The organism is Microbacterium sp. Nx66 (assembly GCF_904066215.1).
In the GTDB taxonomy this organism is placed as follows: Bacteria; Actinomycetota; Actinomycetes; order Actinomycetales; family Microbacteriaceae; genus Microbacterium; species Microbacterium meiriae.
The window spans coordinates 402868-424540 of sequence record NZ_LR880474.1 but is presented as its reverse complement, the minus strand read 5'-3'; the positions used below and the strand labels follow the sequence as shown (position 1 = coordinate 424540).

Annotated in this window: 19 protein-coding genes; 8 read left to right on the top strand and 11 right to left on the bottom strand. The window is 71.3% G+C overall.

Annotated features, from left to right (window positions below; translation table 11 throughout):
* Nucleotides 1–11: 11 nt before the first annotated feature.
* Nucleotides 12–1076 (top strand): LacI family DNA-binding transcriptional regulator, encoded by a 1065-nt coding sequence (locus MICNX66_RS01930; protein WP_187663103.1) that lies wholly within the window; start codon nucleotides 12–14, stop codon nucleotides 1074–1076.
* Between the two features lie 408 nt (nucleotides 1077–1484).
* Here MICNX66_RS01930 and MICNX66_RS01925 read toward each other — a convergent pair whose 3' ends face one another.
* Genes MICNX66_RS01925 through purM form a run of 3 tightly spaced genes read right to left on the bottom strand, consistent with a single transcriptional unit; the run spans nucleotide 1485 to nucleotide 5398 of the window.
* Nucleotides 1485–2807 carry an MFS transporter gene (locus MICNX66_RS01925; RefSeq protein ID WP_187663102.1) on the bottom strand — a complete coding sequence of 441 codons (1323 nt, stop codon included), beginning with the start codon at nucleotides 2805–2807 and terminating at the stop codon, nucleotides 1485–1487.
* Nucleotides 2807–4279 (bottom strand): amidophosphoribosyltransferase, encoded by a 1473-nt coding sequence (purF, locus tag MICNX66_RS01920; RefSeq protein ID WP_187663101.1) that lies wholly within the window; start codon nucleotides 4277–4279, stop codon nucleotides 2807–2809. Before purF ends, MICNX66_RS01925 begins: the two co-directional genes overlap by 1 nt.
* Nucleotides 4280–4285: 6 nt before the next feature.
* Entirely contained in the window at nucleotides 4286–5398 is a 1113-nt protein-coding gene (gene purM / locus MICNX66_RS01915; protein ID WP_187663100.1) for a phosphoribosylformylglycinamidine cyclo-ligase, read from the bottom strand.
* Nucleotides 5399–5633: 235 nt separating this feature from the next.
* Between purM and MICNX66_RS01910 the strand changes: the two genes are divergently transcribed.
* Nucleotides 5634–7136, top strand: coding sequence for a DUF5979 domain-containing protein (locus tag MICNX66_RS01910; RefSeq protein ID WP_187663099.1), 1503 nt, complete (start codon nucleotides 5634–5636; stop codon nucleotides 7134–7136).
* A gap of 72 nt (nucleotides 7137–7208) precedes the next feature.
* On the opposite strand, the gene MICNX66_RS01905 is transcribed toward MICNX66_RS01910, so the two are convergent.
* From MICNX66_RS01905 to MICNX66_RS01895, 3 genes are read right to left on the bottom strand one after another with little or no spacing between them, the layout of a single operon-like run.
* On the bottom strand, nucleotides 7209–7775 hold the full coding sequence (locus MICNX66_RS01905; protein WP_187663098.1) for a DUF3618 domain-containing protein: 567 nt from the start codon (nucleotides 7773–7775) through the stop codon (nucleotides 7209–7211).
* Nucleotides 7772–8194, bottom strand: coding sequence for a phage holin family protein (locus tag MICNX66_RS01900; protein WP_187663097.1), 423 nt, complete (start codon nucleotides 8192–8194; stop codon nucleotides 7772–7774). The genes MICNX66_RS01905 and MICNX66_RS01900 overlap by 4 nt, the downstream gene beginning before the upstream one ends.
* Nucleotides 8191–9069, bottom strand: coding sequence for a hypothetical protein (locus tag MICNX66_RS01895; protein WP_187663096.1), 879 nt, complete (start codon nucleotides 9067–9069; stop codon nucleotides 8191–8193). Before MICNX66_RS01895 ends, MICNX66_RS01900 begins: the two co-directional genes overlap by 4 nt.
* Before the next feature lie 151 nt (nucleotides 9070–9220).
* Here MICNX66_RS01895 and MICNX66_RS01890 point away from each other — a divergent pair, with 151 nt between their 5' ends.
* On the top strand, nucleotides 9221–9826 hold the full coding sequence (locus MICNX66_RS01890; protein WP_187663095.1) for a zinc-binding alcohol dehydrogenase: 606 nt from the start codon (nucleotides 9221–9223) through the stop codon (nucleotides 9824–9826).
* Here the strand turns inward: MICNX66_RS01890 and MICNX66_RS01885 are convergent.
* The gene (locus MICNX66_RS01885) at nucleotides 9823–10152 is read right to left on the bottom strand and encodes a potassium transporter Trk (RefSeq protein ID WP_187663094.1); all 330 of its coding nucleotides are present in this window, start codon (nucleotides 10150–10152) and stop codon (nucleotides 9823–9825) included. The two genes, MICNX66_RS01890 and MICNX66_RS01885, sit on opposite strands and share 4 nt — an antisense overlap.
* A gap of 95 nt (nucleotides 10153–10247) precedes the next feature.
* The gene (locus tag MICNX66_RS01880) at nucleotides 10248–13643 is read right to left on the bottom strand and encodes an HtaA domain-containing protein (RefSeq protein WP_187663093.1); all 3396 of its coding nucleotides are present in this window, start codon (nucleotides 13641–13643) and stop codon (nucleotides 10248–10250) included.
* A gap of 162 nt (nucleotides 13644–13805) precedes the next feature.
* Here MICNX66_RS01880 and MICNX66_RS01875 point away from each other — a divergent pair, with 162 nt between their 5' ends.
* Genes MICNX66_RS01875 through MICNX66_RS01865 form a run of 3 tightly spaced genes read left to right on the top strand, consistent with a single transcriptional unit; the run spans nucleotide 13806 to nucleotide 16752 of the window.
* Nucleotides 13806–14912, top strand: coding sequence for a heme/hemin ABC transporter substrate-binding protein (locus MICNX66_RS01875; protein ID WP_187663092.1), 1107 nt, complete (start codon nucleotides 13806–13808; stop codon nucleotides 14910–14912).
* Nucleotides 14909–15982 (top strand): FecCD family ABC transporter permease, encoded by a 1074-nt coding sequence (locus tag MICNX66_RS01870; protein WP_187663091.1) that lies wholly within the window; start codon nucleotides 14909–14911, stop codon nucleotides 15980–15982. The genes MICNX66_RS01875 and MICNX66_RS01870 overlap by 4 nt, the downstream gene beginning before the upstream one ends.
* Nucleotides 15979–16752, top strand: a complete 774-nt coding sequence (locus MICNX66_RS01865; protein ID WP_187663090.1) for a heme ABC transporter ATP-binding protein — start codon at nucleotides 15979–15981, stop codon at nucleotides 16750–16752. Before MICNX66_RS01870 ends, MICNX66_RS01865 begins: the two co-directional genes overlap by 4 nt.
* Here the strand turns inward: MICNX66_RS01865 and MICNX66_RS01860 are convergent.
* On the bottom strand, nucleotides 16749–17117 hold the full coding sequence (locus tag MICNX66_RS01860) for a sterol carrier family protein (protein ID WP_187663089.1): 369 nt from the start codon (nucleotides 17115–17117) through the stop codon (nucleotides 16749–16751). The genes MICNX66_RS01865 and MICNX66_RS01860 overlap by 4 nt on opposite strands.
* 49 nt (nucleotides 17118–17166) lie before the next feature.
* Between MICNX66_RS01860 and MICNX66_RS01855 the strand changes: the two genes are divergently transcribed.
* Both MICNX66_RS01855 and purD read left to right on the top strand, forming a co-directional pair.
* Nucleotides 17167–17841, top strand: a complete 675-nt coding sequence (locus MICNX66_RS01855; RefSeq protein WP_187663088.1) for an NUDIX hydrolase — start codon at nucleotides 17167–17169, stop codon at nucleotides 17839–17841.
* A 147-nt stretch (nucleotides 17842–17988) separates the two neighbouring features.
* The gene (gene purD, locus MICNX66_RS01850; protein WP_187663087.1) at nucleotides 17989–19266 is read left to right on the top strand and encodes a phosphoribosylamine--glycine ligase; all 1278 of its coding nucleotides are present in this window, start codon (nucleotides 17989–17991) and stop codon (nucleotides 19264–19266) included.
* A 70-nt stretch (nucleotides 19267–19336) separates the two neighbouring features.
* Here the strand turns inward: purD and MICNX66_RS01845 are convergent, their stop codons facing one another.
* Together MICNX66_RS01845 and MICNX66_RS01840 are read right to left on the bottom strand one after the other, a co-directional pair.
* Entirely contained in the window at nucleotides 19337–20065 is a 729-nt protein-coding gene (locus MICNX66_RS01845) for an amino acid ABC transporter ATP-binding protein (RefSeq protein ID WP_060922441.1), read from the bottom strand.
* A complete protein-coding gene (locus MICNX66_RS01840; protein ID WP_187663086.1) occupies nucleotides 20062–21546 on the bottom strand; it encodes an amino acid ABC transporter substrate-binding protein/permease in 1485 nt (494 codons plus the stop codon). Before MICNX66_RS01840 ends, MICNX66_RS01845 begins: the two co-directional genes overlap by 4 nt.
* Nucleotides 21547–21673: the final 127 nt, after the last annotated feature.

Sequence of the window (21673 nt, the reverse complement as noted above, 5' to 3'; positions counted from 1 at the left end):
ACCATTGGGGCATGTCCCCTCGCCGCCCGAAAGACGACCGCGCCCCCAGCCAGGTCGACGTCGCCCGCCTCGCCGGCGTCTCCACGCAGACCGTCTCGCGCGTCATGTCCGGGCAGGACAACGTCCGCCCCGACACCGCGCGACGGGTGCTGGCCGCCGTCGAGGAACTCGGTTACCGGGTGCACGCCGCAGCCGCGTCGCTCGCATCGGGACGCACGCGCGTGCTCGGCGTGATCGTCGTCTCGACGGACCGCTACTCCTCCGCCGCGCTCGGCGTCGGCATCCAACAGGCCGCGGCGGCGAACGGCTACACCGTGACCACCGCCGCGGTGGCAGACCACGCCTCGGACGACGCCTTCCTCGAGGCCTTCGACCGCCTGGAGCGGCAGGGTGCGGAGGGCATCATCCTCGGCGTGCCCATCGCCCTGGACACACCGGCGATGCGGGCGCGCACCGAACGGACGCCCGCCACCCGCAGCGAGCGCACCTCCCTGGAGGAGGACGCCCCGCTCGCGGTCGACCAGCGCGCGATCGCCCGGCTCGCCGTGGAGCACCTCCTCGACCTCGGCCACGAGACCGTGTGGCACGTCTCGGGCGACGACTACTGGACGGAGACGCAGCAGCGCAGCGAGGCCTGGGAGCAGACGCTCCGCGAGCGCGGCATCGTCCCGCCGCCGGTGATCCCGGCGGACTGGACCCCGGAGTCCGGGTACCGGGCCGGGCGCACCATCGCCGCGATCCCTGAGGCGACCGCGGTCTTCGTCAGCAGCGACGAGATGGCGTTCGGCCTCATCCGCGCCCTGCACGAGGCCGGGCGCAGCGTGCCGGAGGACATCTCCGTCGTGAGCGTCGACGACATCGCCCTCGCCGCGTACGCCTCCCCCGCCCTGACGACCGTCCGTCAGCCGTTCGAGGCCATGGGCCGCGCTGCCGCCCTGCGGCTCATCACCCAGATCGAGGGCCACGACCCGGTCGGCGAGATGCCCTCCACCGACCCGCAGCTCATCGTGCGCTCCTCGACCGCCCCACCTCGCGTCACGACGCCAGAAAGCTCAAAGCCCCTGCGACAACGATGAACATCGGTGCCGCAGTGCCTGCCAGTCGGTCGGCACGTGTCCGCGGCCGAGCGATCAGCGTCACCAACAGCATGCCGAGCCATGCACTCCACAAGACAGAGAGCCCCACGACGACGACGTCGTTTGTCGGTTTTGCCGGTCCGAGATAGTAGTACGTTGCGAACGCGATGTAAGCCAGTGCGAGCACGAGCATCGCCCATCTCCGCACCCTCGCTGGCGCGACTCCCACATCTTCACGCGTTGAGAGAACCGATTGCGTCATGAGTCCTCCGTCGTCACTAACGACTGACATTTCACATGTCACCATACAGCGCAGAGGAACGCCAGGCTGCCCGCTTTTCGGAGGACAGCGCATCCGATCGTACTGGCGCAGCCGCGCCGCACCGACGAGCGCTCTGACAGCGATCGTCACCAGCGGCCGTGACGCCGCTCCCACTCGTCCTCGATCGTGCGGCGGCGACCGGCGATGATCCCCGCGGGCACCGAGACGACCAGCACCCCCGCCACCACGAGAAGCGGCACCTGCCACCCGCCGCTGGTGTCGTGGAGAAGGCCGACGAGGAGCGGGAACACCGCCGCGATCGCGTAGCCGATGCTCTGCACGAAGCCGCTGAGGGCGACGGCGCTCTCCGGCGTACGCGCGCGGATGCTCAGGAGCACGAGGCTCAGCGGGAACATGATCGCGGTGAGCCCGAAGATCGCCACCCACAGCGGCAGCGCGACGGTCGGGAAGAGCAGCAGGCCGGCGAGCCCGACGAGGCCGGCGACCACGGCAACGAAGAACAGCGGGCGGGTCGCCTGGAACCGCACGACCAGCACCGGCACGAGCATGGAGCACGGCAGGCCGACCAGCGCGAACAGCGAGAGCAGGAAGCCGGCCGTCGCCGGGGTCACGCCGCCGAGGTCCACGAGGATGGTCGGCAGCCAGGCGAAGGCGACATAGGCCATGGTCGACGACGTGCCGAACACGAGGGCGAGCGCCCACGCCAGCGGCAGCCGCCAGAGCCGGCCGAAGACACGGGGACTCGCCGACTGTGTCGTGATCGGCCCCGTCGAGGCGGCGACCGCGTCGCGCACATCGTCCACGCCGTCGGTGGGGTCAGGGACCAGGAGCTCCGTCGGCACCGGGCGGTCGTCACCGCGGGAGCGCACCAGCAGCGTGACCCACGGCACGAGGGCGAGTGCGGCCACCACGCCCCACATACCCAGCGAGATCCGCCACCCGAGCGAGTCGGCGACGGGGACGGCGACCAGCGGCGGCAGGAAGGTCGAGACCGCGAGCGTCGTGGAGTACGCCGTCATCATGACGCCGAGCCGGTCGGCGAAGTACTTCTTGACCAGCGGCGGCAGCAGGACGTTGCCCGACCCCACGCCGGCGAACACGACCGCGGTCGCCGCGAGCAGACTCCAGGAGTCGGGGGCGAGGCCGCGCAGCAGCATGCCCGCCGCCATCAGCACGATCGCCGCGACCGCCATCCGCTCCAGCCCGAACCGGCGCTCGAACAGCGGGGTCAGCAGCCCGAACAGCGCGAAGCACACGGGCGGAGCGGCGCCGATCAACCCCACGATCACGGGGGCCACCGGGAAGTCCTCGGCGACGTGGTCCAGGACCGGAGAGAGCGAGGCGACGGCCGACCGCAGCGAGAACGCGACCAGCACGATCCCGATCAACGCGAGGGCGCGCCCCTGCCAGAGGGGTCGGCCCTGCGGCGAGCTCAGGGACCCGGACATCAAGAGGTCTGCGACCCCTCCACCCAGGCGAGGTACTCGTCGGTGACGGTGCCGGTGACGTAGCGGCCGTCGAAGCAGCTCATGTCGAGGTCTTCCAGCGCGGAGCCCTCGGTGATCGCGGCCTTCAGGTCGTCGACCTCCTGGTACACGAGGTGGTCGCAGCCCAGCTCCTCCGCGATCTCCGGGATCGTGCGGCCATGGGCGATGAGCTCGTGCCGCGACGGCATGTTGATGCCGTACACGTGCGGGTGCCGGACCGGCGGGGCGGCGGAGGCGAACGTCACCGAGGCGGCTCCGGCATCCCGGGCCATCTGGATGATCTCCTTCGAGGTGGTGCCGCGCACGATGGAGTCGTCGATCAGGAGCACGTTCTTGCCCTGGAACTCCGTCGACATGGCGTTGAGCTTCTGGCGGACGCTCTTCTTGCGCACCGCCTGCCCCGGCATGATGAAGGTGCGGCCGACGTAGCGGTTCTTGTAGAAGCCCTCGCGGTACTCGATGCCGAGCTTGCGGGCGACCTCCATGGCCGCGGGACGAGACGAGTCGGGGATCGGCATGACCACGTCGATCTTGTCCATCGGCACGTGCTTCGCGATCGTGTCGGCGAGCTTGTCGCCCATCCGCAGGCGCGACTCGTACACCGAGATGCCGTTCATGACCGAGTCCGGACGGGCGAGGTAGACGTACTCGAACGCACAGGGTGCGAGCGTCGCGGCGGTGGCGCACTGCTGGGAGAACAGCTCGCCGTCGTTCGTGATGAAGACGGCCTCTCCGGGCTCGACCTCGCGCACGACCTCGTAGTCGCCGTTCTCGAGCACGAGCGACTCGCTCGCCACGACCCACTCGTCCTTGCCCTCAGCGCCGACGACGGTCGAAGGGCGACGACCCAGGATCAGCGGACGGATGCCGAACGGATCCCGGAACGCGAGCAGGCCGTAGTTGGCGATCACGGCGATCACGGCGTACGCGCCCTCGATGCGGTCATGCGTGCGGGCGACGGCCTCGAAGATCCGGTCGGGGTCGAGGTCGACCGTGGAGGTCGTGGTCTGCAGCTCACCGGCGAGCACGTTGAGCAGCAGCTCGGTGTCGCTCGACGAGTTCAGGTGCCGGCGGTCGCGCTGTGCCATGTCGGCGGCGAGCTCGCGCGTGTTCGTGAGGTTGCCGTTGTGGATGAGGATGATGCCGTAGGGCGCGTTCACGTAGAACGGCTGCATCTCCTCTTCGCTGGACGCGGTGCCCTTGGTGGCGTAGCGGACGTGGCCGAGGCCGACGTTGCCCAGCAGGCCGCGCATGTCACGGGTGCGGAACGCCTCGCGCACCATCCCCTGAGCCTTGGCGTTGTGCATGACGCCGTTCGCCTCGGCGGTCGCGATGCCCGTCGCGTCCTGCCCGCGATGCTGCAGCAGCAGGAGGGCGTCGTAGATGTCCTGATTGACCGGGGCAGAGCCCACCATTCCGACGATGCCGCACATGGGCTCTTACTTCGCTCCGTCCGCGTAGGCGCCGACGAGGCGCACCGCTCCACCATCGACGCCCTTGGCGCCCTGTTCGAATTCGCCGGCCGGACGCGGGCCGAAGCCCACCGTGCCGACCTGCCAGGAGGGCATGCCCTCGGCGTTCAGCGCCGCGATTGCAGCGTCCTTCTTGTCCGCCGCCACCACGGCGAGGAATCCGATGCCGAGGTTCCAGGTGCCCTCGGCGGACTCGAGCGTGGAACCGGCGATGTCGCTCAGCACACGGAAGACCGGGCTCGGCGACCACGTGCTGCGGTCGACCTCGACCCAGCTTCCCTGCGGCAGCACGCGGGCGAGGTTGGCGGCGATGCCCCCGCCGGTGACGTGGCTCAGGGCGTGGACTCCTCCGGAGGCCTCGATCAGGCGCAGCAGCGGAAGCGTGTAGAGCCGGGTCGGCTCGAGGAGGGCCTCGCCCCAGGTCGAGCCGAAGTCCGCGGCGTTGTCACCGTAGGAGATCCCGGCGCGGGTGATGATGTGACGCACGAGAGAGTAGCCGTTGGAGTGCAGGCCGCTGGAGGCGACCGCGATGACCGCATCGCCGTCCTGCACGCGCTCGGCGCCGAGGATGGCGTCGGCCTCGACCACGCCCGTCGCCGCCCCGGCGACGTCGTAGTCGCGCGGACCGAGGAGGCCGGGATGCTCCGCCGTCTCACCTCCGACGAGGGCGGTGCCCGTCGCCGCGCACGCCTCCGCGATGCCGCGCACGATGTCCGCGATGCGCTCGGGGACGACCTTGCCACAGGCGATGTAGTCGGTCATGAAGAGCGGCTTCGCGCCCACGACCACGATGTCGTCGACGACCATGCCGACGAGGTCCTGGCCGATCGTGTCGTGCTTGTCGATGGCCTGCGCGATGGCGACCTTTGTGCCGACGCCGTCGGTGCTGGTCGCGAGCAGCGGACGACGGAAGTCCCGCAGTGCGCTGGCGTCGAACAGGCCGGCGAATCCGCCGACACCGCCGAGCACCTCGGGGCCGTGCGTGGCACGGACGGAGGACTTCATCAGTTCGACGGCGAGGTCACCCGCCGCGGTGTCGACGCCGGCTTCGGAATAGGGGTTGGTGGGGGAGGCAGCCACTCGAACAGCCTACCGCCCGCGGCCGACCACTCGGCTCGCCGCCTCCTTCCCGGCTCACCCGCCGCGATCTGCAAATATCAGTCCTCATATGTGGCGTAATCATCTGCGCATGTGAGAGTCTATCGCCGAAGCAGGCGGGTCCGGTGTCCGGGGTTCCCGGAAAGAACAGGAGAGGTGGACAGTGCGCGCGCAGAAGAGGAGAACGCAGCGACGACAGGGGAGGAGCGTTGTCGGCGTGAGCAGCACCATCGCCCTCCTTGCGCTGGTCGGGCTCGCCGTGCCGCCGACGGCGCACGCCGCGGAGTGGGACGCCATCACCTCGGCGACGGTGGTGGAGCCGACAGGTGAGGTGCACCTGTACGACACCCTCCGCCTCGAGGCCACGTGGGCCGTCCCCGACAGCGCGCAGCCCGGAGACACTTTCTCGCTCAGCTTTCCGACGACGCCCCGCTTCGTCGGTGTCACCTCGTCCTTCCCGCTGCGAGCCCCGGACGGCGCCACCGTCGGCACGTGCACCGTCGCGGCGACCGCCATCACGTGCACGCTGAGCGACTACGTCCTCACGCACGACAACGTCCGCGGCACCCTGTTCTTCCAGATGAAGGCGGAGGAGACCACGGAAGACGACACCGTGACCTTCACCACCGGTGACGGAGGCCCGATCACCGTGGAGATCCCCGGTGGCGGCGTCGGTCCGCAGCGCTCCGAGCCGGCCCCGACGGACGCGACCAAGTCGGGCGTGCAGACCGCCGACGGGACGATCGAGTGGTACATCTGGGTGCCGGGACGCCTGCTCAGCGGCGAGCGCCCGACCCTCTCCGACACCGCGACCCCGGGGCTGAGCGTGTTGCCGAGCACCGTGGCGATCGGTTCGGTCGCCGTGGACGCCTGGAACGGCGGCCTGTTCGATGCCGCAGACTTCCGCACCCTCACAGCCGGGTCGGACTATGCCTTCACCCCGGACACTGACAGCTCCTCGTTCACAGTGGTCTTCGCCGCGCCGGCGGAGCCTGACCGCCTCTATCGCGTCTCGTACCAGACGCGCCTGCCCGCAGACGCGCACACCGGACAGGTGTTCAGCAACACCGTCTCCGGGTCGAGTTTCACGACCACCACGGCGTCCGTCACCGCGAGCCTGGCCGGAGGCGACGGCGAAGGCGACGGTCTCGGCGGCTTCTCGGTCGCGAAGCGGATCACGGGCGCGGCCGCACCCCTCGTCCCGGCCGGCGCGACATTCGCCGTCGACTACTCGTACCCCGGAGCAGACGGCCCCGTCACCGGTACCCTCACGCTGCCCGTGGACGGCACCGACCGAAGCGTCGGGCGGATTCCCGTCGGCACGGTCGTGACGCTGTCCGAGCACACCGCGGATGCCATCCCCGGCGTCGTGTGGGGAACTCCGCAGTTCCGCGGCGACGGCGTGACCACGACGGACGAAGGAGCACAGCTCACGATCGGCGCAGGGTCGGTCGTGGCTGTCGAGCTGACCAACCCGGCCACGCTCTCCCCGCCGTCCCCGAGCACGCCGCCGACCACGACGGAACCGCCGTCACCCTCGACGCCGCCGGCACCACCCTCGCCGCCGACCACGGGCCTCGCGGCCACCGGCGGCGACCCCGGCGGTCTGATCGGACTCGCCACCGGGGCGGTGCTGGCTCTCGCAACGGGGATCCTGCTCAGCCGTCGGTCCGCCACCCACGCGGACTCCGCACCCGGAAGCATCGGCATCGAGAACTGACGCTCGCCCGCGACGCGAAGGGCCCGGTCCGACGGATCGGACCGGGCCCTCGTGCAACGGGGTTCCGTGCGGTCAGCTCTGGCCTGCGACGTTGTCGCGAGCGTCCTGAGCGCTGCCCTTCACCTCGTCGACGGCGTGGGTCGCGTCGTCACGGACGTGGGCTGCGGCGCCGGCGGCCTCATCCTTGACGGCGGCGAAGGCCTCCTGCGCCGGCTCCTTGAGGTCCTGTCCGATCGTCTTGGCGACGTCGGTCGCCTCATCGACGAGAGGCTGGGCCTTCTCCTTGATGTCCTCGGCCAGTTCCTTCTCCTTCGAGGAGGCGGGGATGACGGCGGCCACGACGAGGCCGGCGGCGAAAGCCATGAGGCCCACCGCCAGCGGATTCCCCTGGGCCTTGGCGACGGTGTGCCGCCCGGCATCGGCGACCGAGGAGGAGGCGTCCCCCAGCCGGTCCCCGGCGTCATCGGCGGCGCCCATCACCCGGTCGACGGCCGAGCGCACCGCGCCCTTCATCTTCTGCGTCTGCCGGTGCACGACCTTCGAGGGGGTGACCTTGTCGGCGAGAGCGTCGACGTCCCTGCCGAACTCTGCTCGGGTCCGCTCGATGTCGGCGCGGATCGCGTCGGGTGAATCGCTCATTTGTTCTCCTCATTCCTCTTCACCGCATCAGGGATGCGCTTGAGGGTGTCCACGGTGCGCGGAGCCCCTTCGATGCTCTTCAACTGCTTGCGTCCCATCACGAACAGGACGAGGGCGATCACCGCCCAGATGACGGCGACGATCACGGCCGACCAGCCGAGACCGGTGACATAGGCGCCGAGGGCCCACCAGAGGGCCACCGACAGGAAGAACACGGCCATGAGCGCGCCGTATCCGGCCCCGCCGAGCATGCCCGCCCCCCGGCCGGCGCGTGTGGCCGATTGCTTGAGCTCGGCCTTCGCCAACTCCAGCTCCTGCCGCATCAGGGTCGACAGATCAGTGGTGACCTCGCTGAGCAGATCGCCGAGAGATGTGGTCTCGGCCTTCTGCTCCGAAGGTGTGGGGATGGGGTCGGTCATGGTCGTCCCTCTTCATCGGAGCCGCGGGTGGCGGCATCCGTCCGGTCGTAGAGCGGAGTGTCCCCGTCATCCACCGTCTCGCCGTGCGGTGTGACGCCCCACGGCGCGGTGCCGGCGTCGATACCGCTCATCCCGTCCGGCGCTCCGGGGACCGTGCCATCGGTCGGCAACGGCGGCTGACCGAGGGTGGTGTTCTCGGCGACTCCCGCGCCTCCGGCGACACCGGCCGCGCCCGCACCACCGGGAACCGCCCCGGGCGTGGTCGCCGCGGGGACGACGGGACGCGGCGGAACGGCGGCTGCCGTCGCCCCTGCGGCCGACGAAGAGCCGGACCCGGCGGGACCCGACCCCGAGGAGGCCGACTCGGCAGCGCCCTCGGAGAGCGCTCTGGTCAGCCGCCCGGCGACGAGACCGGCGAGTGCCGCCACGGCGATGAACGTGCCGGGCTTCGCCCGTGCGTACGACTTCACCTCCGTGAGCAGCGAACCGGGGTCGCGGTCGCCGATCCAGCCCGCGATGCCCTGGATCCGGGTGGACGCCTGGCGCACGAGGTCGGCGGCGACACCGCCGTCCGAGCGCTCGGCCATCGTGCCGAGCTCCCCGCCCACGGACCGGAGCCCGTCCGCGACACGGCGCTGCTGCACCGCCGCCTGCTCCGACAGCTCGGTCTTCGTCTGGTGGTACAGGTCGCGAACCTGGTCCTTGGCCTCATGGGCGACGGCACCGGCCTCGGCCTTCGCGGTCTCGACGACGCCCGCCGCCTGACTCTTCGCCTCGTCGGCGACGCCTGCGGCCTCGTGCGCGGCGGTCCGGACGGTGCCCGGAGACTCGGTCGTACCGCTGCCCGCGGCACCTTCTGCATTGCTCTGCGACATCGTTCTTCCTCTCGACTCCCGCCGACGGCCGCCGACGTGTCAGCAGGTCTACCCCTGGATCCGGCGATCACAGCGAGGGTTGACGCGGCTCTCCGCGGGCATTACCGTGCCGGGGCTCCGCACGGCTGCTGCACCCGCCTACGATGGGGCCATGGCCGACAAGCCGCAGTGGCTCATCCGCGAAGACGCGAGCGTCCCCGTGCTCGTCGCGCTCGCCCTGCGCCAGCTGCTGGGCATCCGGGCACCCCTGGATCTGCCGTCCCTCCGCGACCTGTCGGTCCGCGCACCCGACGCGGTGGACGCCCCGCCCGAGGTCGAGGCGCAGTGGCAGGGCTACTGGGACATGACCGTGGAGCCGCGGGCTCATCACTCGGGCGTCCCGCTGGAGTTGATCGACGGTTTCGACACGCTGGTGGCCCTCCCGGCGACCGGCGCCGAGGCGCTCTCGTCGGCGATCCGACCGCATGCCGGCACCGCGCTCCGCTATGCCACCGCCGCACACGACCGGTACGTGGGGTCGATGAAGAGCCACACCGGCGGGGACGCCTACCGGGCGTACGCGAGCGCGATCGCCGAGTTCGAGCGCGACATCGGGCGCCGTGCGCACTCCTTCGAGCTCAACGTGCAGGTGCTGCCTCTGTCGCAGCGCGGGATCTGGTGGATCGGCGACCTCACGGTCGCGGTGACGGACGGGCTCCGCCGGGACGTCGTGGCGTTCGACTCCGCGATCCGCCCCGTGATCGCCGAGCTCGCCTAGTCGCGGTCCGTGGTGCCGTCGTCGACGACGGTCTCCCGGTCGACGGTCACGACGCGGTCGTGGCGGCGGGCGAGACGCTCGAGCACCAGACCGGCCACGCCGCCGAGCGCGAGACCGATCGGCACGGTCCAGAGCAGGAGGAAGCCGAAGACCTGACCGGGCGGATAGACGACGTCGAGCGCCTGCGACTGCTCGAAGCTGCCGACCATCGTGAGGATGCCGGCGGCGATGACGCCCAGCACGACCCCGATGCCCATGAGCACGCCGTACCGCGGCACGCGGCGCACGGTCGCTTCGACGGTCTGATGGGTGTCGTGGGAGGGCATGCCTCCATTGTCCCACCCTCCGCAGCCGTGCGCATCCGCATGCGAGACCGCCCTCCCCGGATGACCGGGGAGGGCGGTTCCGCTAGCCGCCGGTCTCAGACCTCGGTCGTCGTCTCGGCCGGCTCCCCCCTCCGGGTGCGACGCACGATCAGCACCCCGCCCGTCGCGGCGAGCGCGACGACGACCAGACCGCCCACGATCCAGGGCCACACCGGGGCCTCGTCCGAGGCGACCGGCGCGCTGATCGCGGTCACCGCCGCATCGGCTTCGGCCTCCGGCTCGGACTCCTCCTCCGCAGGAGCGCCGCACGCATCGTCGACCGGGATCACGGCGGAGACCGGGTCGAGCCCCTCGCCCGCCTGATACGTGCCGAACGCGGAGGCACCGGCCGCGGTCAGTGTCGTGGGTACGTCGTCGAGGGTCAGCGCACCGTCGGTGACGGCGGCGTCCGTGAGGGCGAACTCCGCGAGACGCACCCCCTGCTGCGCCACGGCCTCTCCGTCCTGGGTGGTCCCGGTCACGTCGAACACGAGGTAGCCGGTGTCGCCCGCGAGCTCGACCCGCGCGTTCGCCAGCGTCGTGTTCAGCGCCCCGTCGTGGCCCGTGAAGGCGATGCTGCCGCCGTACGTGACCAGCCCCGCGCCCGCCTCGTCGTCCAGCGACCCGGTGCCGTTCGACCACACGAAGGCGGGGTACTCGTACGTCACGTCGGTCAGCGTCCAGCCACCCCGTGCGATGCCCTCGATGTAGGTCCGGAACGACTCCTTGTAGCCCCAGTGCAGGGTCGCTCCCTCCACCGTGCACACCCCGAGTTCCGTGGTCGCTCTGGCGAGGGTGAACGAGAGGCCGCGATCGACGGAGCCCTGGAAAGTGAGCGTGTGGTCGCCGTCCGCGAGCGTCGCCGGGAGGGAACCCGACCACGTCGCGACACCCGACGCATCCGCCGTCACGGTGCCGAGCAGCACCGGGGTCGAGTACACGACCACCGTGATGCCCTTTTCGTTCGCACGGAACCCGGAGGCGGAGACCGTGGCCGGCTTCCCGGCGGCGAGCGCGGCGAGGTTCTTCTCGTCGACCTCGATGCCGGTGGCCGTCGGCGCGGTCGCCGGGAGCGTGGCCTTCGGCGCGACCGCTGCCGCCGCGACCGTTCCCGTGGTGCCCGAGGGCGCGGCGGCGACGGAGCCGATCGTGAACGAGACGGGGTTGAGCGTGGTGCCGTATCCCGAGAGGACGCGGTCGCGCCCGGCGTCCGTGAGGGCGGCGGGTGCCGCCGTGTAGGTGACGGCGCCGCCGGCCGCCGTGCGGACCGCGCGGGAGAGGTCGAGAGTCGCGAACGGCACCTGCGCACCCCCGCTCGTCACGAACAGCGTGGCGGAGGACGCCGAGGTGATCCGGATCATCGGATCGGCGACGGTGACGTCGAGCACCCCGTGGTGGCCGGTGAAGCGCACCGCGCCGCGGTAGACCACGCTGCCGCGCCCGGACGTCGCGTCGAAATCGCCGCCGACGGTCTGCCCGAACTGGAACTGACCGCCGGATCGGGTGGCGCCACCGGATACGGCGATCGCACCCTGGGCGATCGGGCCGGTGATGTAGTTCGTGAACGAAGACGAGATGGCCCAGCGCAGCGACCCGCCGGGGACGGTCGCAGCCGGCTTCGTCGGCGTCACCGGGGGTTTCGGCGTGACCGGGGGCTTCGGCTCGGTCGGCTTCTCGCCGAGCAGTGCGCGCCACTGCGCATCGGTGATCGTGATCGCGCCCCGCGCGTGGATGGTGTCGGCGGTCGGCATCGTGTGCTGCTGCCACACGATCACCTCGTACGTCTTCGACCGGTTGAGATCCTTCGCCGCCGCGTTCAGGTCGACCGCGAAGGCTCCGAAGCCGATGTTCCGGACGTACTGCATGGCGAGGAAGCCGGCCGTCACGTCAGCCTCGGTCCCCGTCTCGATGAGCGCCACGTAGGCGCCGGTGACCGCGCCGAGGTCGGCGGCGGTGGCCTTCACCGTGAGCCCGTCCGCGGCCGAGGCTCCCGTGACGGCGGTGGTGACCGACGGCCCGGGGGACGGCAGCAGGGCGTTCCACTGCGCGTCGGTGACGGTGACGGTGGAGCGCGCGTAGATCGTGTTCGCATTCGGCATGGTGTGCTGCTGCCAGACGATCACCTCATAGGCCTTCGACCGGTCCAGCGCTGTCGCCGCAGCGGTCAGGTCGACGCTGAAGCCGCCACCGGTGATGCCGCGCACGTACTGCATCGCGAGGAAGCCGCCTCCGGCCGTGACCTCGGCCTCCGTGCCCTTCTCGATCAGTGCCGCGTAGGCGCCCGAGACGGCGCCGAGCTTCGTCGCCGCTGCCGTGACCGTGAGGCCGTCATCGGCCGTCGCCGCCTTCACGGTGGTCGTGAGCCCCGAGGCGACGCGGTAGTCCAGAGCGACGCGGCGCTCCTGGTCGGCGTTGACGACGCCGCCTGCCGGGTAGGTGTACACGCCGTAGGAGCCGGGCGTCGCCGGAGTGTCCTTCAGCGTGAGCGTGACCTGGAACGAGCCCTCGGGGGTGATGTCCACCCACTGTGCGCGGATCGCGCCCTGGTACTGCGCCGGGACCTGGGTCAGCACGCCTTCGGCGAGCGCCCAGGCCTGTGCACCGACCGAACGCGCCGAGGACGGCGCCCCGTGCGAGGGCTGCCACGTCGCGGCGAAGTTGCCGAAGACCACATAGGTGCCCTGGGGCAGGTTCGACGGGATCGGGACGCCGCGCCCGCCGACGTTCGCGGTCGGGTCGTATCCGGTGCCCTTGACGACGATCTCGTCACCCGCCTGGAGGCGAGCACCCGCAGCGGGCGTGGTGCCGTCGGCGAGGAACACGTCGATGGCGGCTTCGGCGGGCGCCGGCTCGGTCTCGCCCGGGGCCGTCTCCCCCGGCTCCGTCTCGCCCGGCTCCGTCTCCCCGGGCTCCGTCTCCCCGGGCTCCGTCTCACCCGGAGTCGTCTCGCCCGGCTCCGTCTCGCCCGGCTCGACGGGCGTCGTTCCGAAGACCGTGTCCCACTGCGCAGGCGTCACCGTGACGTCGCCGCGGCCGTAGGTCGTGGCGGCTGTCGGCGCGGAGTGCTGCTGCCAGACGAGCACCTCGTACGTCTTCGTGCGGTCCAGGGACGCGACGGGCGCCTGCAGCGTGAAGGAGGCGGCCCCCTGCTGCACGCTCGGGAAGGGCAGCGCGAACGCGGCGTAGCCACCACCGGCGGAGACGCCGCTCTCGGTGCCCGACACGATCAGCGCGGCATAGACGCCCGTCACGTCCGGCAGCCCCTCGGCCCGCACCTGCACGGTGAGGCCGGTGGTGTCGGCGGACGACACCGTCGCGGCGACGGTCGCCGCGGCAGCGTGCGCCGGCGGGCTGGCCATCGCCCCGGCGGCGACGAGGACGAAGGAGACGAGGGCGGCGAGCAGGACACGCAGGCGCGTGCTCGCTGAGGGGGTATGTGCTGTGGCGTTCACGGTTCTCCGCGGCCCGCGGGGCGCGATCGATCGTGCGCTCCCGGCGGTACCGCACGGCAGTCGGGCGAAGTGGACTTTGGTTAGGCTTGGCTAAGCAAGCCGTCGATCCCGAGCGTAGAGGGGCGTCGGCGAGGACGTCAAGTTTTAGGATAGCCTTGCCTAATGCGACGCGCCTCTGCCCTGCTCCTCGCCGCCGCGCTGGCTCTCGGACTGGCCGCCTGTGCCGGACCGGATTCCGACCCCGCGTCGACACCTCCCGTCGACGAGGCGTGCCCGCAGGCGTCGACTCCTCTCGCCGATCTCGACCTGGTCGCCGATGTGCGCGCGGCCACGGGTCCCTCGACCGCGTGCCTCGCGAGTCACGCGGTCGTCCCCGTCGATGACGACACCGCCCCGGCGCTCCCGGTGGCCGTGACCGACAGCGAAGGCCGCGAGGTCGAGATCACGGACGTCGATCGCATCCTCCCGATCGACATCTCCGGCACGATCGCCGCCACCGTGTTCGCGCTCGGGCTCGGCGATCAGGTCGTCGGGCGCGACGCGTCCACGCAGTTCCCCGGCACCGAGGACCTTCCGGTCGTCACCAAGACCGGGCACACGCTCAACCCGGAGGCGATCCTCGAACTGGCCCCGACCGTCGTGCTCACCGACACCACGATCGGCCCGAAGGAGGTCCGCCAGCAGCTGCGGGACGCCGGAATCGCGGTCGTCGTCATCTCCAGCGACCGACGGATCGACACCACCGACGCGCTCGTGACGGAGATCGCCACGGCCCTCGGCGTCCCGACGCGCGGAGCGGCGCTCATCGCCCGCCTCGACGCCGAGCTCGACGCCGCCATCGCGGAGATCGCCGCCGTCACCCCGCCCGCCGAGGCGGACAGGGCCCGCATGCTGTTCCTGTACGTGCGCGGGAGCGCCAACGTGTACTACATCTTCGGCGAGGACTCGGGGGCGGACTCCCTCATCGACGCGGTCGGCGGGGTCGACGTCGCCGAGGAGATCGGCTGGGAGGGCATGAAGCCGATGACCGCGGAAGCGCTCGTCGCCGCGCAGCCCGACGTGCTCGTGATGATGACGGACGGGTTGGAATCGGTCGGCGGCGTCGACGGACTCATCGAACGCATCCCCGCCATCGCCGAGACCCCGGCGGGCGCACATCGCCGGGTGATCGACATGGCGGACGCCGAGATCCTCAGCTTCGGCCCCCGGTCGGCCGACGTGATCAGCGCCCTCGCGCGCGCCCTGTACGCGCCGGAACCCGCCTCGTGACCGGCGAGGTCGTCACCCCGACGCCGACCCGGCATCGGGGACTGCGCTTCGCGGCGGTCGTCGTGGCCCTCGTCGTGGCCCTCCTCGTCACCTGCGTCGCGTCGATCACGAGCGGGCAGTACGACCTGTCGCCGACCGCGCTCGTCGGCGTCCTCCTGCGCGGTCTCGGCATCGACACCCCGGGGGCTGCGGCTGCGGCGACCGACGACGGCGTGATCTTCAACCTCCGCCTCCCGCGGCTGGTCCTCGGCCTCCTCGTCGGCGCCGCGCTCGCGGTCTCCGGCGTGCTCATGCAGGCCATCTTCGGCAATCCGCTCGCCGACGCGGGCGTCGTCGGCGTCTCGTCCGGCGCGGCGCTCGGAGCGGCGGCGAGCATCACCTTCGGCCTGGCCACCTTCGGCATGTGGACCACGCCCGCCTTCGCCTTCCTCGGCGGCCTCGTGGCTGTCTTCTCGGTGTACCTGCTGAGCCGCTCCGGCGGCCGCACCGAAGTGGTCACCCTGCTGCTCACCGGCATCGCGATCAACGCCATCGCCGGCGCCGGCATGGCCTTCCTCACCTTCCTCGGCACGACCTCGACGCGTGAGCAGATCGTGTTCTGGCAGCTCGGCTCGCTGAACGGCGCGCTCTGGTCGAACATCCAGCTCGTGGCGCCGCTCGTGGCGATCGGGATCGTCGTCGCCCTGATCGTGGCGCCGGGTCTGGACCTCTTCGCCCTCGGCGAGCGCACCGCCCGGCATCTCGGCGTCCCGGTCGAGCTGCTGCGGATGGTCGTCATCGTCACCGTGGCGCTGCTCGTCTGCGCGGCGGTGGCCTTCGCGGGGATCATCGGCTTCGCCGGACTCGTCGTCCCCCACCTCATGCGCATGCTGATCGGCCCGGCGCACCTGCCGCTCGTGATCGCCTCCGCCCTCGGCGGCGCCCTCCTCATCGCGGTCGCCGACCTCGTGGCCCGCACCGCGGTGCCGCTCGCGGACCTCCCGATCGGCATGATCACCTCGCTCGTGGGCGGCCCGTTCTTCCTCTGGCTCCTCGTGCGGACGCGGCGGCGGTCGGGAGGGTGGGCGTGAGCCTCCGGCTGCACGGCCACGGGCTCACGGTGCGCGTCGGGGACGGACGGGCCATCCTCGACGACGCGGCCATCGACATCCACGCCGGGGAGGTGCACGCCCTCGTCGGGCCGAACGGCGCGGGCAAGTCCACCCTGTTCGGCGTGCTCTCCGGCGACATCGCTCCGGTCTCGGGCACCGTCCTCCTCGACGGCCGTCCGGTGGCGGCGACCCGCCCCCGCGACCTCGCCCGGCACCGGGCCGTGCTGCTGCAGGAGAACACCGTCACCTTCCCCTTCACGGTCGAGCAGGTCGTGCGGATGGGACGCACCCCGTGGGCGCGGACCCCGGCCGCCGGGGAGGACGACATCGCCGTGGCCACGGCGATGGCGACGACCGAGGTCATGGCGCTGCGGGAGCGGTCCGTCCCCTCGCTCTCCGGCGGCGAGCGCGCACGGGTCGCCCTCGCCCGCGTGCTCGCCCAGAGCACCGGGATCCTGCTGCTCGACGAGCCCACGGCGGCGCTGGACCTCAAGCATCACGAAGACGTGATGCGCGTGGTCCGCACCCAGGCGGAGGCCGGGGTCGCGGTCGCGATCGTGCTGCACGATCTGAACGCCGCGCTCGCGCATGCCGACCGCGTCACCCTGCTCGCCGACGGGCGGGTCGCCGCCACCGGCACGCCGGACGAGGTCCTCACGGCCGCGCGGATCGAGGAGGTCTACGGGCAGCCCGTCGACGTCTTCCCGCACCCGCGCACCGGGGTGCCGCTCGTCGTGGCCCGCCGCTAGGGACGCAACGGGAGCACGCCGGTGAGGTCAGCGCGCGTGCCCGAGGCGTGGATGCGCCCGGCCGTCGCGGCGTCCGCCCACGGTTCGGCGCCGGTGGCGACCGCGATCCAGGTGGCCGCGTCCATCTCCACGACGTTCGGCGGCGTGCCGCGCGTGTGCCGCGGCCCCTGGATCACCTGCACGGCTCCGAACGGCGGGACCCGCACCTCGACGCTGTTGCCAGGGGCCTTCTCGTCGAGCAGCTGCAGCAGATAGCGCACCGCGGTCGCGAGTTCCGCACGCGCCGGCTTCGTCCCCGCGGCTTCCGCGTCGCGAACGGCACCGAGCGCCGCGCGCCCGTCGACGATGTCGATCTTCCTGGCCATCCCCCCACCCTAGATCCGCCGCCCCGGACCGGGTCATAAGCTCGAGGACATGAGCATGCATCCGCAGGGCGCCCGGGCCGAGCTGCTCGCCGCCGCGGCCGACCACTCCTGGAGCGTGCCGATCCCTCCGCTCGCGGACCCGGGCGGCGCCCACGACGCCTCCGTGCTCATCCTCTTCGGCGTCCTCGACCACATCCCCGCACCGACCGTGGACGCGGCGGTCGCACGCGATCTCGACGTCCTGCTGCAGCGTCGCGCTCCGACGCTCTCCTCGCATCCGGGCCAGGTCTCCTTCCCCGGCGGACGCGCTGAAGCGGCCGACGCCGACGCGGTCGCCACGGCGCTGCGGGAGGCCGAGGAGGAGACCGGCCTCGACCCCGACGGCGTGGAGGTGCTCGCGACGCTCCCCGTCATCCCCCTCGCTGCCAGCAACCACCTCGTCACCCCGGTGCTCGCCTGGTGGCAGTCGCCGTCCCGCGTCGTCGCCGTCGACCACGCGGAGACCGTCGAGGTGTTCCGCGTCCCCGTCGCCCAGCTCCTCGACCCGGCGACCCGTTTCACCTCGACCCTGTCCCGTGCCGGCCGCACGTTCCGCGGACCCGCCTTCGACGTGGACGGCACGATCGTGTGGGGCTTCACCGCCATGGTTCTCGACGCGCTGTTCGACGCGACCGGCTGGACCGTGCCCTGGGACACCGCGGACGAGCGCCCGATCGTGCTCTGACCCTCCCGACCTCCGTGCACAACTCAGGAGAACCGCGGCGGATCGGTCCGGATATGCCGTCGGATCCCGGCTGCCGCGCCGATCGTCCTGAGTTGTGAACGCGGGACCGGCCGAAACCCCGCGCACGTGCCTCGATAGGCTGGACGCGTGAAGATCCTCGTCCTCGGTTCCGGTGCCCGTGAGCACGCGATCATCCTGGCGCTGCGCGCCGAGTCCACCGCGCACGAGATCCTCGTCGCCCCCGGCAACGCCGGCATCGCGCAGGACGCGACCCCCGTCGCCCTCGACCCGCTGGACGGCGCCGCGGTCACGGCCTTCGCGAACGAGCACGCGATCGACCTCGTCGTCATCGGCCCGGAGGCTCCGCTCGTGGCAGGCGTCGCGGACGAGCTCCGCGGCCGCGGCATCCCCGTCTTCGGCCCCGGCAAGGCCGCCGCGCAGCTCGAGGGCTCCAAGGCCTTCGCCAAGCGCGTCATGGACGCCGCCGGTGTGCCGACCGGCCGCGCGGTCCGCGCTGCCACGGTCGCCGACGTCGAAGCCGCGTTCGAGGAGCTCGGCGCCCCGCACGTGGTCAAGGCCGATGGACTCGCCGCGGGCAAGGGGGTCATCGTCACCTCCGACCGCGCCGAGGCCCTGGCCCACGCGGAGCAGTACCTCCCAGCCGGCCCCGTCCTGGTCGAGGAGTTCCTGTCCGGCCCCGAGGTCTCGCTGTTCTTCCTCAGCGACGGCGACACGGTACGCGCCCTCAGCCCGGCACAGGACTTCAAGCGTGCCCTCGACGGCGACGCCGGCCCCAACACCGGAGGCATGGGAGCGTACTCCCCGCTGCCCTGGCTCGCGGAGCAGTTCGGCAGCGAGCAGGCGTTCGTCGAGGAGGTCACCCGCGACGTCGCGCTCCCGGTCGTCCGACAGCTCGATGCCGAGGGGACCCCGTTCATCGGGCTCCTCTACGCCGGCCTCATCCTCACCCCGCAGGGCGTGCGCGTGATCGAGTTCAACGCGCGCTTCGGCGACCCGGAGACCCAGGTCGTGCTGCCGCGGCTGGAGACCCCGCTGTCCCAGCTCCTCTTCGCCGCCGCCTCCGGCACGCTCGAGGACCAGCCGGAGCCCGTGTTCCGCGATGAGGTCGCGATCACCGTGGTCCTGGCGAGCGAGGGATATCCCGAGGCGCCGCAGACCGGGCGTCCGATCGAGGGCCTGACCGACGCCGCCGCGGTCGAGGGCGTCCGTCTGGTGCACGCCGCGACCGCCAGCCCCGACGCACCCGGGGGCTCGCTCATCGCGACGGGCGGCCGTGTGCTGAACGTCGTCGCTGTGGCCCCGGACTTCGGCACCGCCCGCGCCCGCGCCTACGACGCCATCGGCCGCATCCGCCTCGAGGGCTCCCACCACCGCACCGACATCGCTGCCCGCGTCGCCCGCTGACCCGCTTCACGTAGCGAATGGCTGCATCCCGACGGGGAATGCAGCCATTCACGCGACTCGAAAGCCGGGGTCAGAGGACCTTGGACAGGAAGTCCTGGAGGCGTTCGTTCTTCGGGGCGCCGAACAGGTCGGCGGGGGTGCCCTCCTCGACCACGACGCCGCCGTCCATGAAGACCGTGCGGTCGGACACCTCGCGCGCGAAGCCCATCTCGTGGGTCACGAGCACCATGGTCATGCCGCCCTCGGCAAGATCGCGGATGACCTGCAGCACCTCGCCGACCATCTCCGGGTCGAGGGCACTGGTGGCCTCGTCGAACAGCATGATCTCCGGGTCCATCGCGAGTGCACGGGCGATGGCCACGCGCTGCTTCTGACCGCCGGAGAGCGACGCGGGCTTCGCGTCCGCCTTCTCCGACAGGCCGACGCGCTCGAGCAGCGAGCGGGCGCGGTCGCGGGCCTCGGCCTTCGTCATGCGGCCCAGCTCGACCGGGGCGAGCGTGATGTTCTCCAGCACGGTCATGTGCGGGAACAGGTTGAAGTGCTGGAACACCATGCCGATGCGCTGCCGCACCTCGTCCAGCTTCACGCTCTTGTCGGTGAGGTCGACACCGTCGATGATCACGTGCCCCGACGTCGGCTCCTCGAGCTTGTTGAGGCAGCGCAGCAGCGTCGACTTGCCCGAGCCGGACGGGCCGATCACCGCGATGACCTCGCCGTCCTCGACCGTGAGATCGATGCCCTTGAGCACCTCGTTGTCGCCGAAGGACTTGTGCAGGTCCCTGACCTCGATCTTGCTCATGCGTTGGCCTTCCTCTCCAGGCGGTTCGCGAGCAGCGTCAGCAGCGTGATCACGACGAAGTAGATGATGGCGACGATCGTCAGCACCTGCGCCGAGAGATACGTCGAGGCGATGATCTGTCGCGAGACGAACGTCAGCTCGGCGAGACCGATGACGCTGATGAGCGAGGTGTCCTTCAGAGTGATGATGCCCTGGTTCACGAACGACGGGATCATGATCCGGAACGCCTGCGGCAGCACGACCTTGCGCATCGTCTTCCAGTGGCTGAGGCCGAGCGAGCGCGACGCCTCCGCCTGACCGGGGTCGACGGCCTGGATGCCGCCGCGGATGATCTCCGTCATGTACGCACCGGTGTTCAGCGACAGGGTGATCGCACCGGCCACGAACGGGTCGAACTTGAGGTCCGGAATGAGCTGCGGAATGGCGAAGAACACGAAGAACGCCTGGATCAGGATCGGGGTCCCGCGGAAGACGTAGACGTAGGCGGTCGCGATCCAGCGGAACGGCGCGAACTTCGACAGGCGCCCGAAGCCGAAGATGATCCCGAGGATGAAGGCTGCGATCACCGCGACGATCGTGGCGAGGATGGTGAGCCACAGACCCTGCATGAGGGCCGGCCAGTACTTCACCGCGACCGAGATGATGTCGGTGGGCTGCGCCTCCTGCGCGTCGTCGCCCGACGCGAGGTAGGTGTCGACGATCTCGTCGTACTCGCCGGAGTCCTGCAGGTTGGCGAGGCCGGCGTTGAACATCTCCAGGAGCTCGGCGTTCTCGCCCTTGTTCACCGCGAAGCCGTACTCGCCGCCGAGCGCGGGCTCGCCGACGAGACGGAAGCCCGAGCCCTGCTGGATGCCGTAGGCGAGCACGGGGAAGTCCTCGAAGTAGCCGACGGCCTGACCCGCCTTGACCGCGTCGACCATGTCGGTCGTGTCCTGGTACGGCGTGATGCGGAAGCCGTACTCGTCGGCGTTCTCCTCGGCGAAGGTCTGCCCCTGGGTGCCGGTCTTCACCGCGACGGTCTTGCCGTCGAGGTCGTCGAGGGACTCGATGTCGCTGGACTCGAGCACGCCCAGCTGCACGCCGCTCGTGAAGTACGGGTCGCTGAAGTCGAAGGTCTGCTGGCGCTCCTCGGTGATCGACATCCCGGCCATGACGGCATCGACCTGGTTCGACTGCAGCGCCTGCACCGCGGCGTCGAAACCGAGCTGGCGGATCTCCACGTCGAAGCCCTGGTCCTCCGCGATCGCGCGCAGGAGATCCATGTCGATGCCGACAAGGTCGCCGGACTCGTTCGTGAACTCGAACGGCGCGAAGGTCGTGTCGGTGCCGATGACGTAGGTCTCGCCGTCGTCGGCCGCGGTGGCGGGCGCGGCTCCGGCGAGCAGCGCCCCGGCGGCGACGAGCGCGGCGAGAGCGGTCGCGCCGGCGGTGCGGCCGAACCGCCGCAGACGGCTCGGCGGAGAGGATGGATGGCGGCTCACGTCGAGTGCTCCTCGGGGGTTCGGAAGGGCGGCCCGGCGGCCGCCGACCATCCACCCTAACCCTGCACCTCCCGCGCACCGGAATCTCGGAGAGACGCCCGACACTGCCGGAAGCCGCGTGGATACC

Coding starts and splice junctions, on each gene's coding strand:
- MICNX66_RS01930 (WP_187663103.1), top strand. CDS start 12: ATGTCCCCTCGCCGCCCGAAAGACGACCGCGCCCCCAGCCAGGTCGAC.
- MICNX66_RS01925 (WP_187663102.1), bottom strand. CDS start 2,807: ATGTCCGGGTCCCTGAGCTCGCCGCAGGGCCGACCCCTCTGGCAGGGG.
- purF (WP_187663101.1), bottom strand. CDS start 4,279: ATGTGCGGCATCGTCGGAATGGTGGGCTCTGCCCCGGTCAATCAGGAC.
- MICNX66_RS01905 (WP_187663098.1), bottom strand. CDS start 7,775: ATGAGCGATTCACCCGACGCGATCCGCGCCGACATCGAGCGGACCCGA.
- MICNX66_RS01900 (WP_187663097.1), bottom strand. CDS start 8,194: ATGACCGACCCCATCCCCACACCTTCGGAGCAGAAGGCCGAGACCACA.
- MICNX66_RS01895 (WP_187663096.1), bottom strand. CDS start 9,069: ATGTCGCAGAGCAATGCAGAAGGTGCCGCGGGCAGCGGTACGACCGAG.
- MICNX66_RS01890 (WP_187663095.1), top strand. CDS start 9,221: ATGGCCGACAAGCCGCAGTGGCTCATCCGCGAAGACGCGAGCGTCCCC.
- MICNX66_RS01885 (WP_187663094.1), bottom strand. CDS start 10,152: ATGCCCTCCCACGACACCCATCAGACCGTCGAAGCGACCGTGCGCCGC.
- MICNX66_RS01875 (WP_187663092.1), top strand. CDS start 13,806: ATGCGACGCGCCTCTGCCCTGCTCCTCGCCGCCGCGCTGGCTCTCGGA.
- MICNX66_RS01860 (WP_187663089.1), bottom strand. CDS start 17,117: ATGGCCAGGAAGATCGACATCGTCGACGGGCGCGCGGCGCTCGGTGCC.
- MICNX66_RS01855 (WP_187663088.1), top strand. CDS start 17,167: ATGAGCATGCATCCGCAGGGCGCCCGGGCCGAGCTGCTCGCCGCCGCG.
- MICNX66_RS01845 (WP_060922441.1), bottom strand. CDS start 20,065: ATGAGCAAGATCGAGGTCAGGGACCTGCACAAGTCCTTCGGCGACAAC.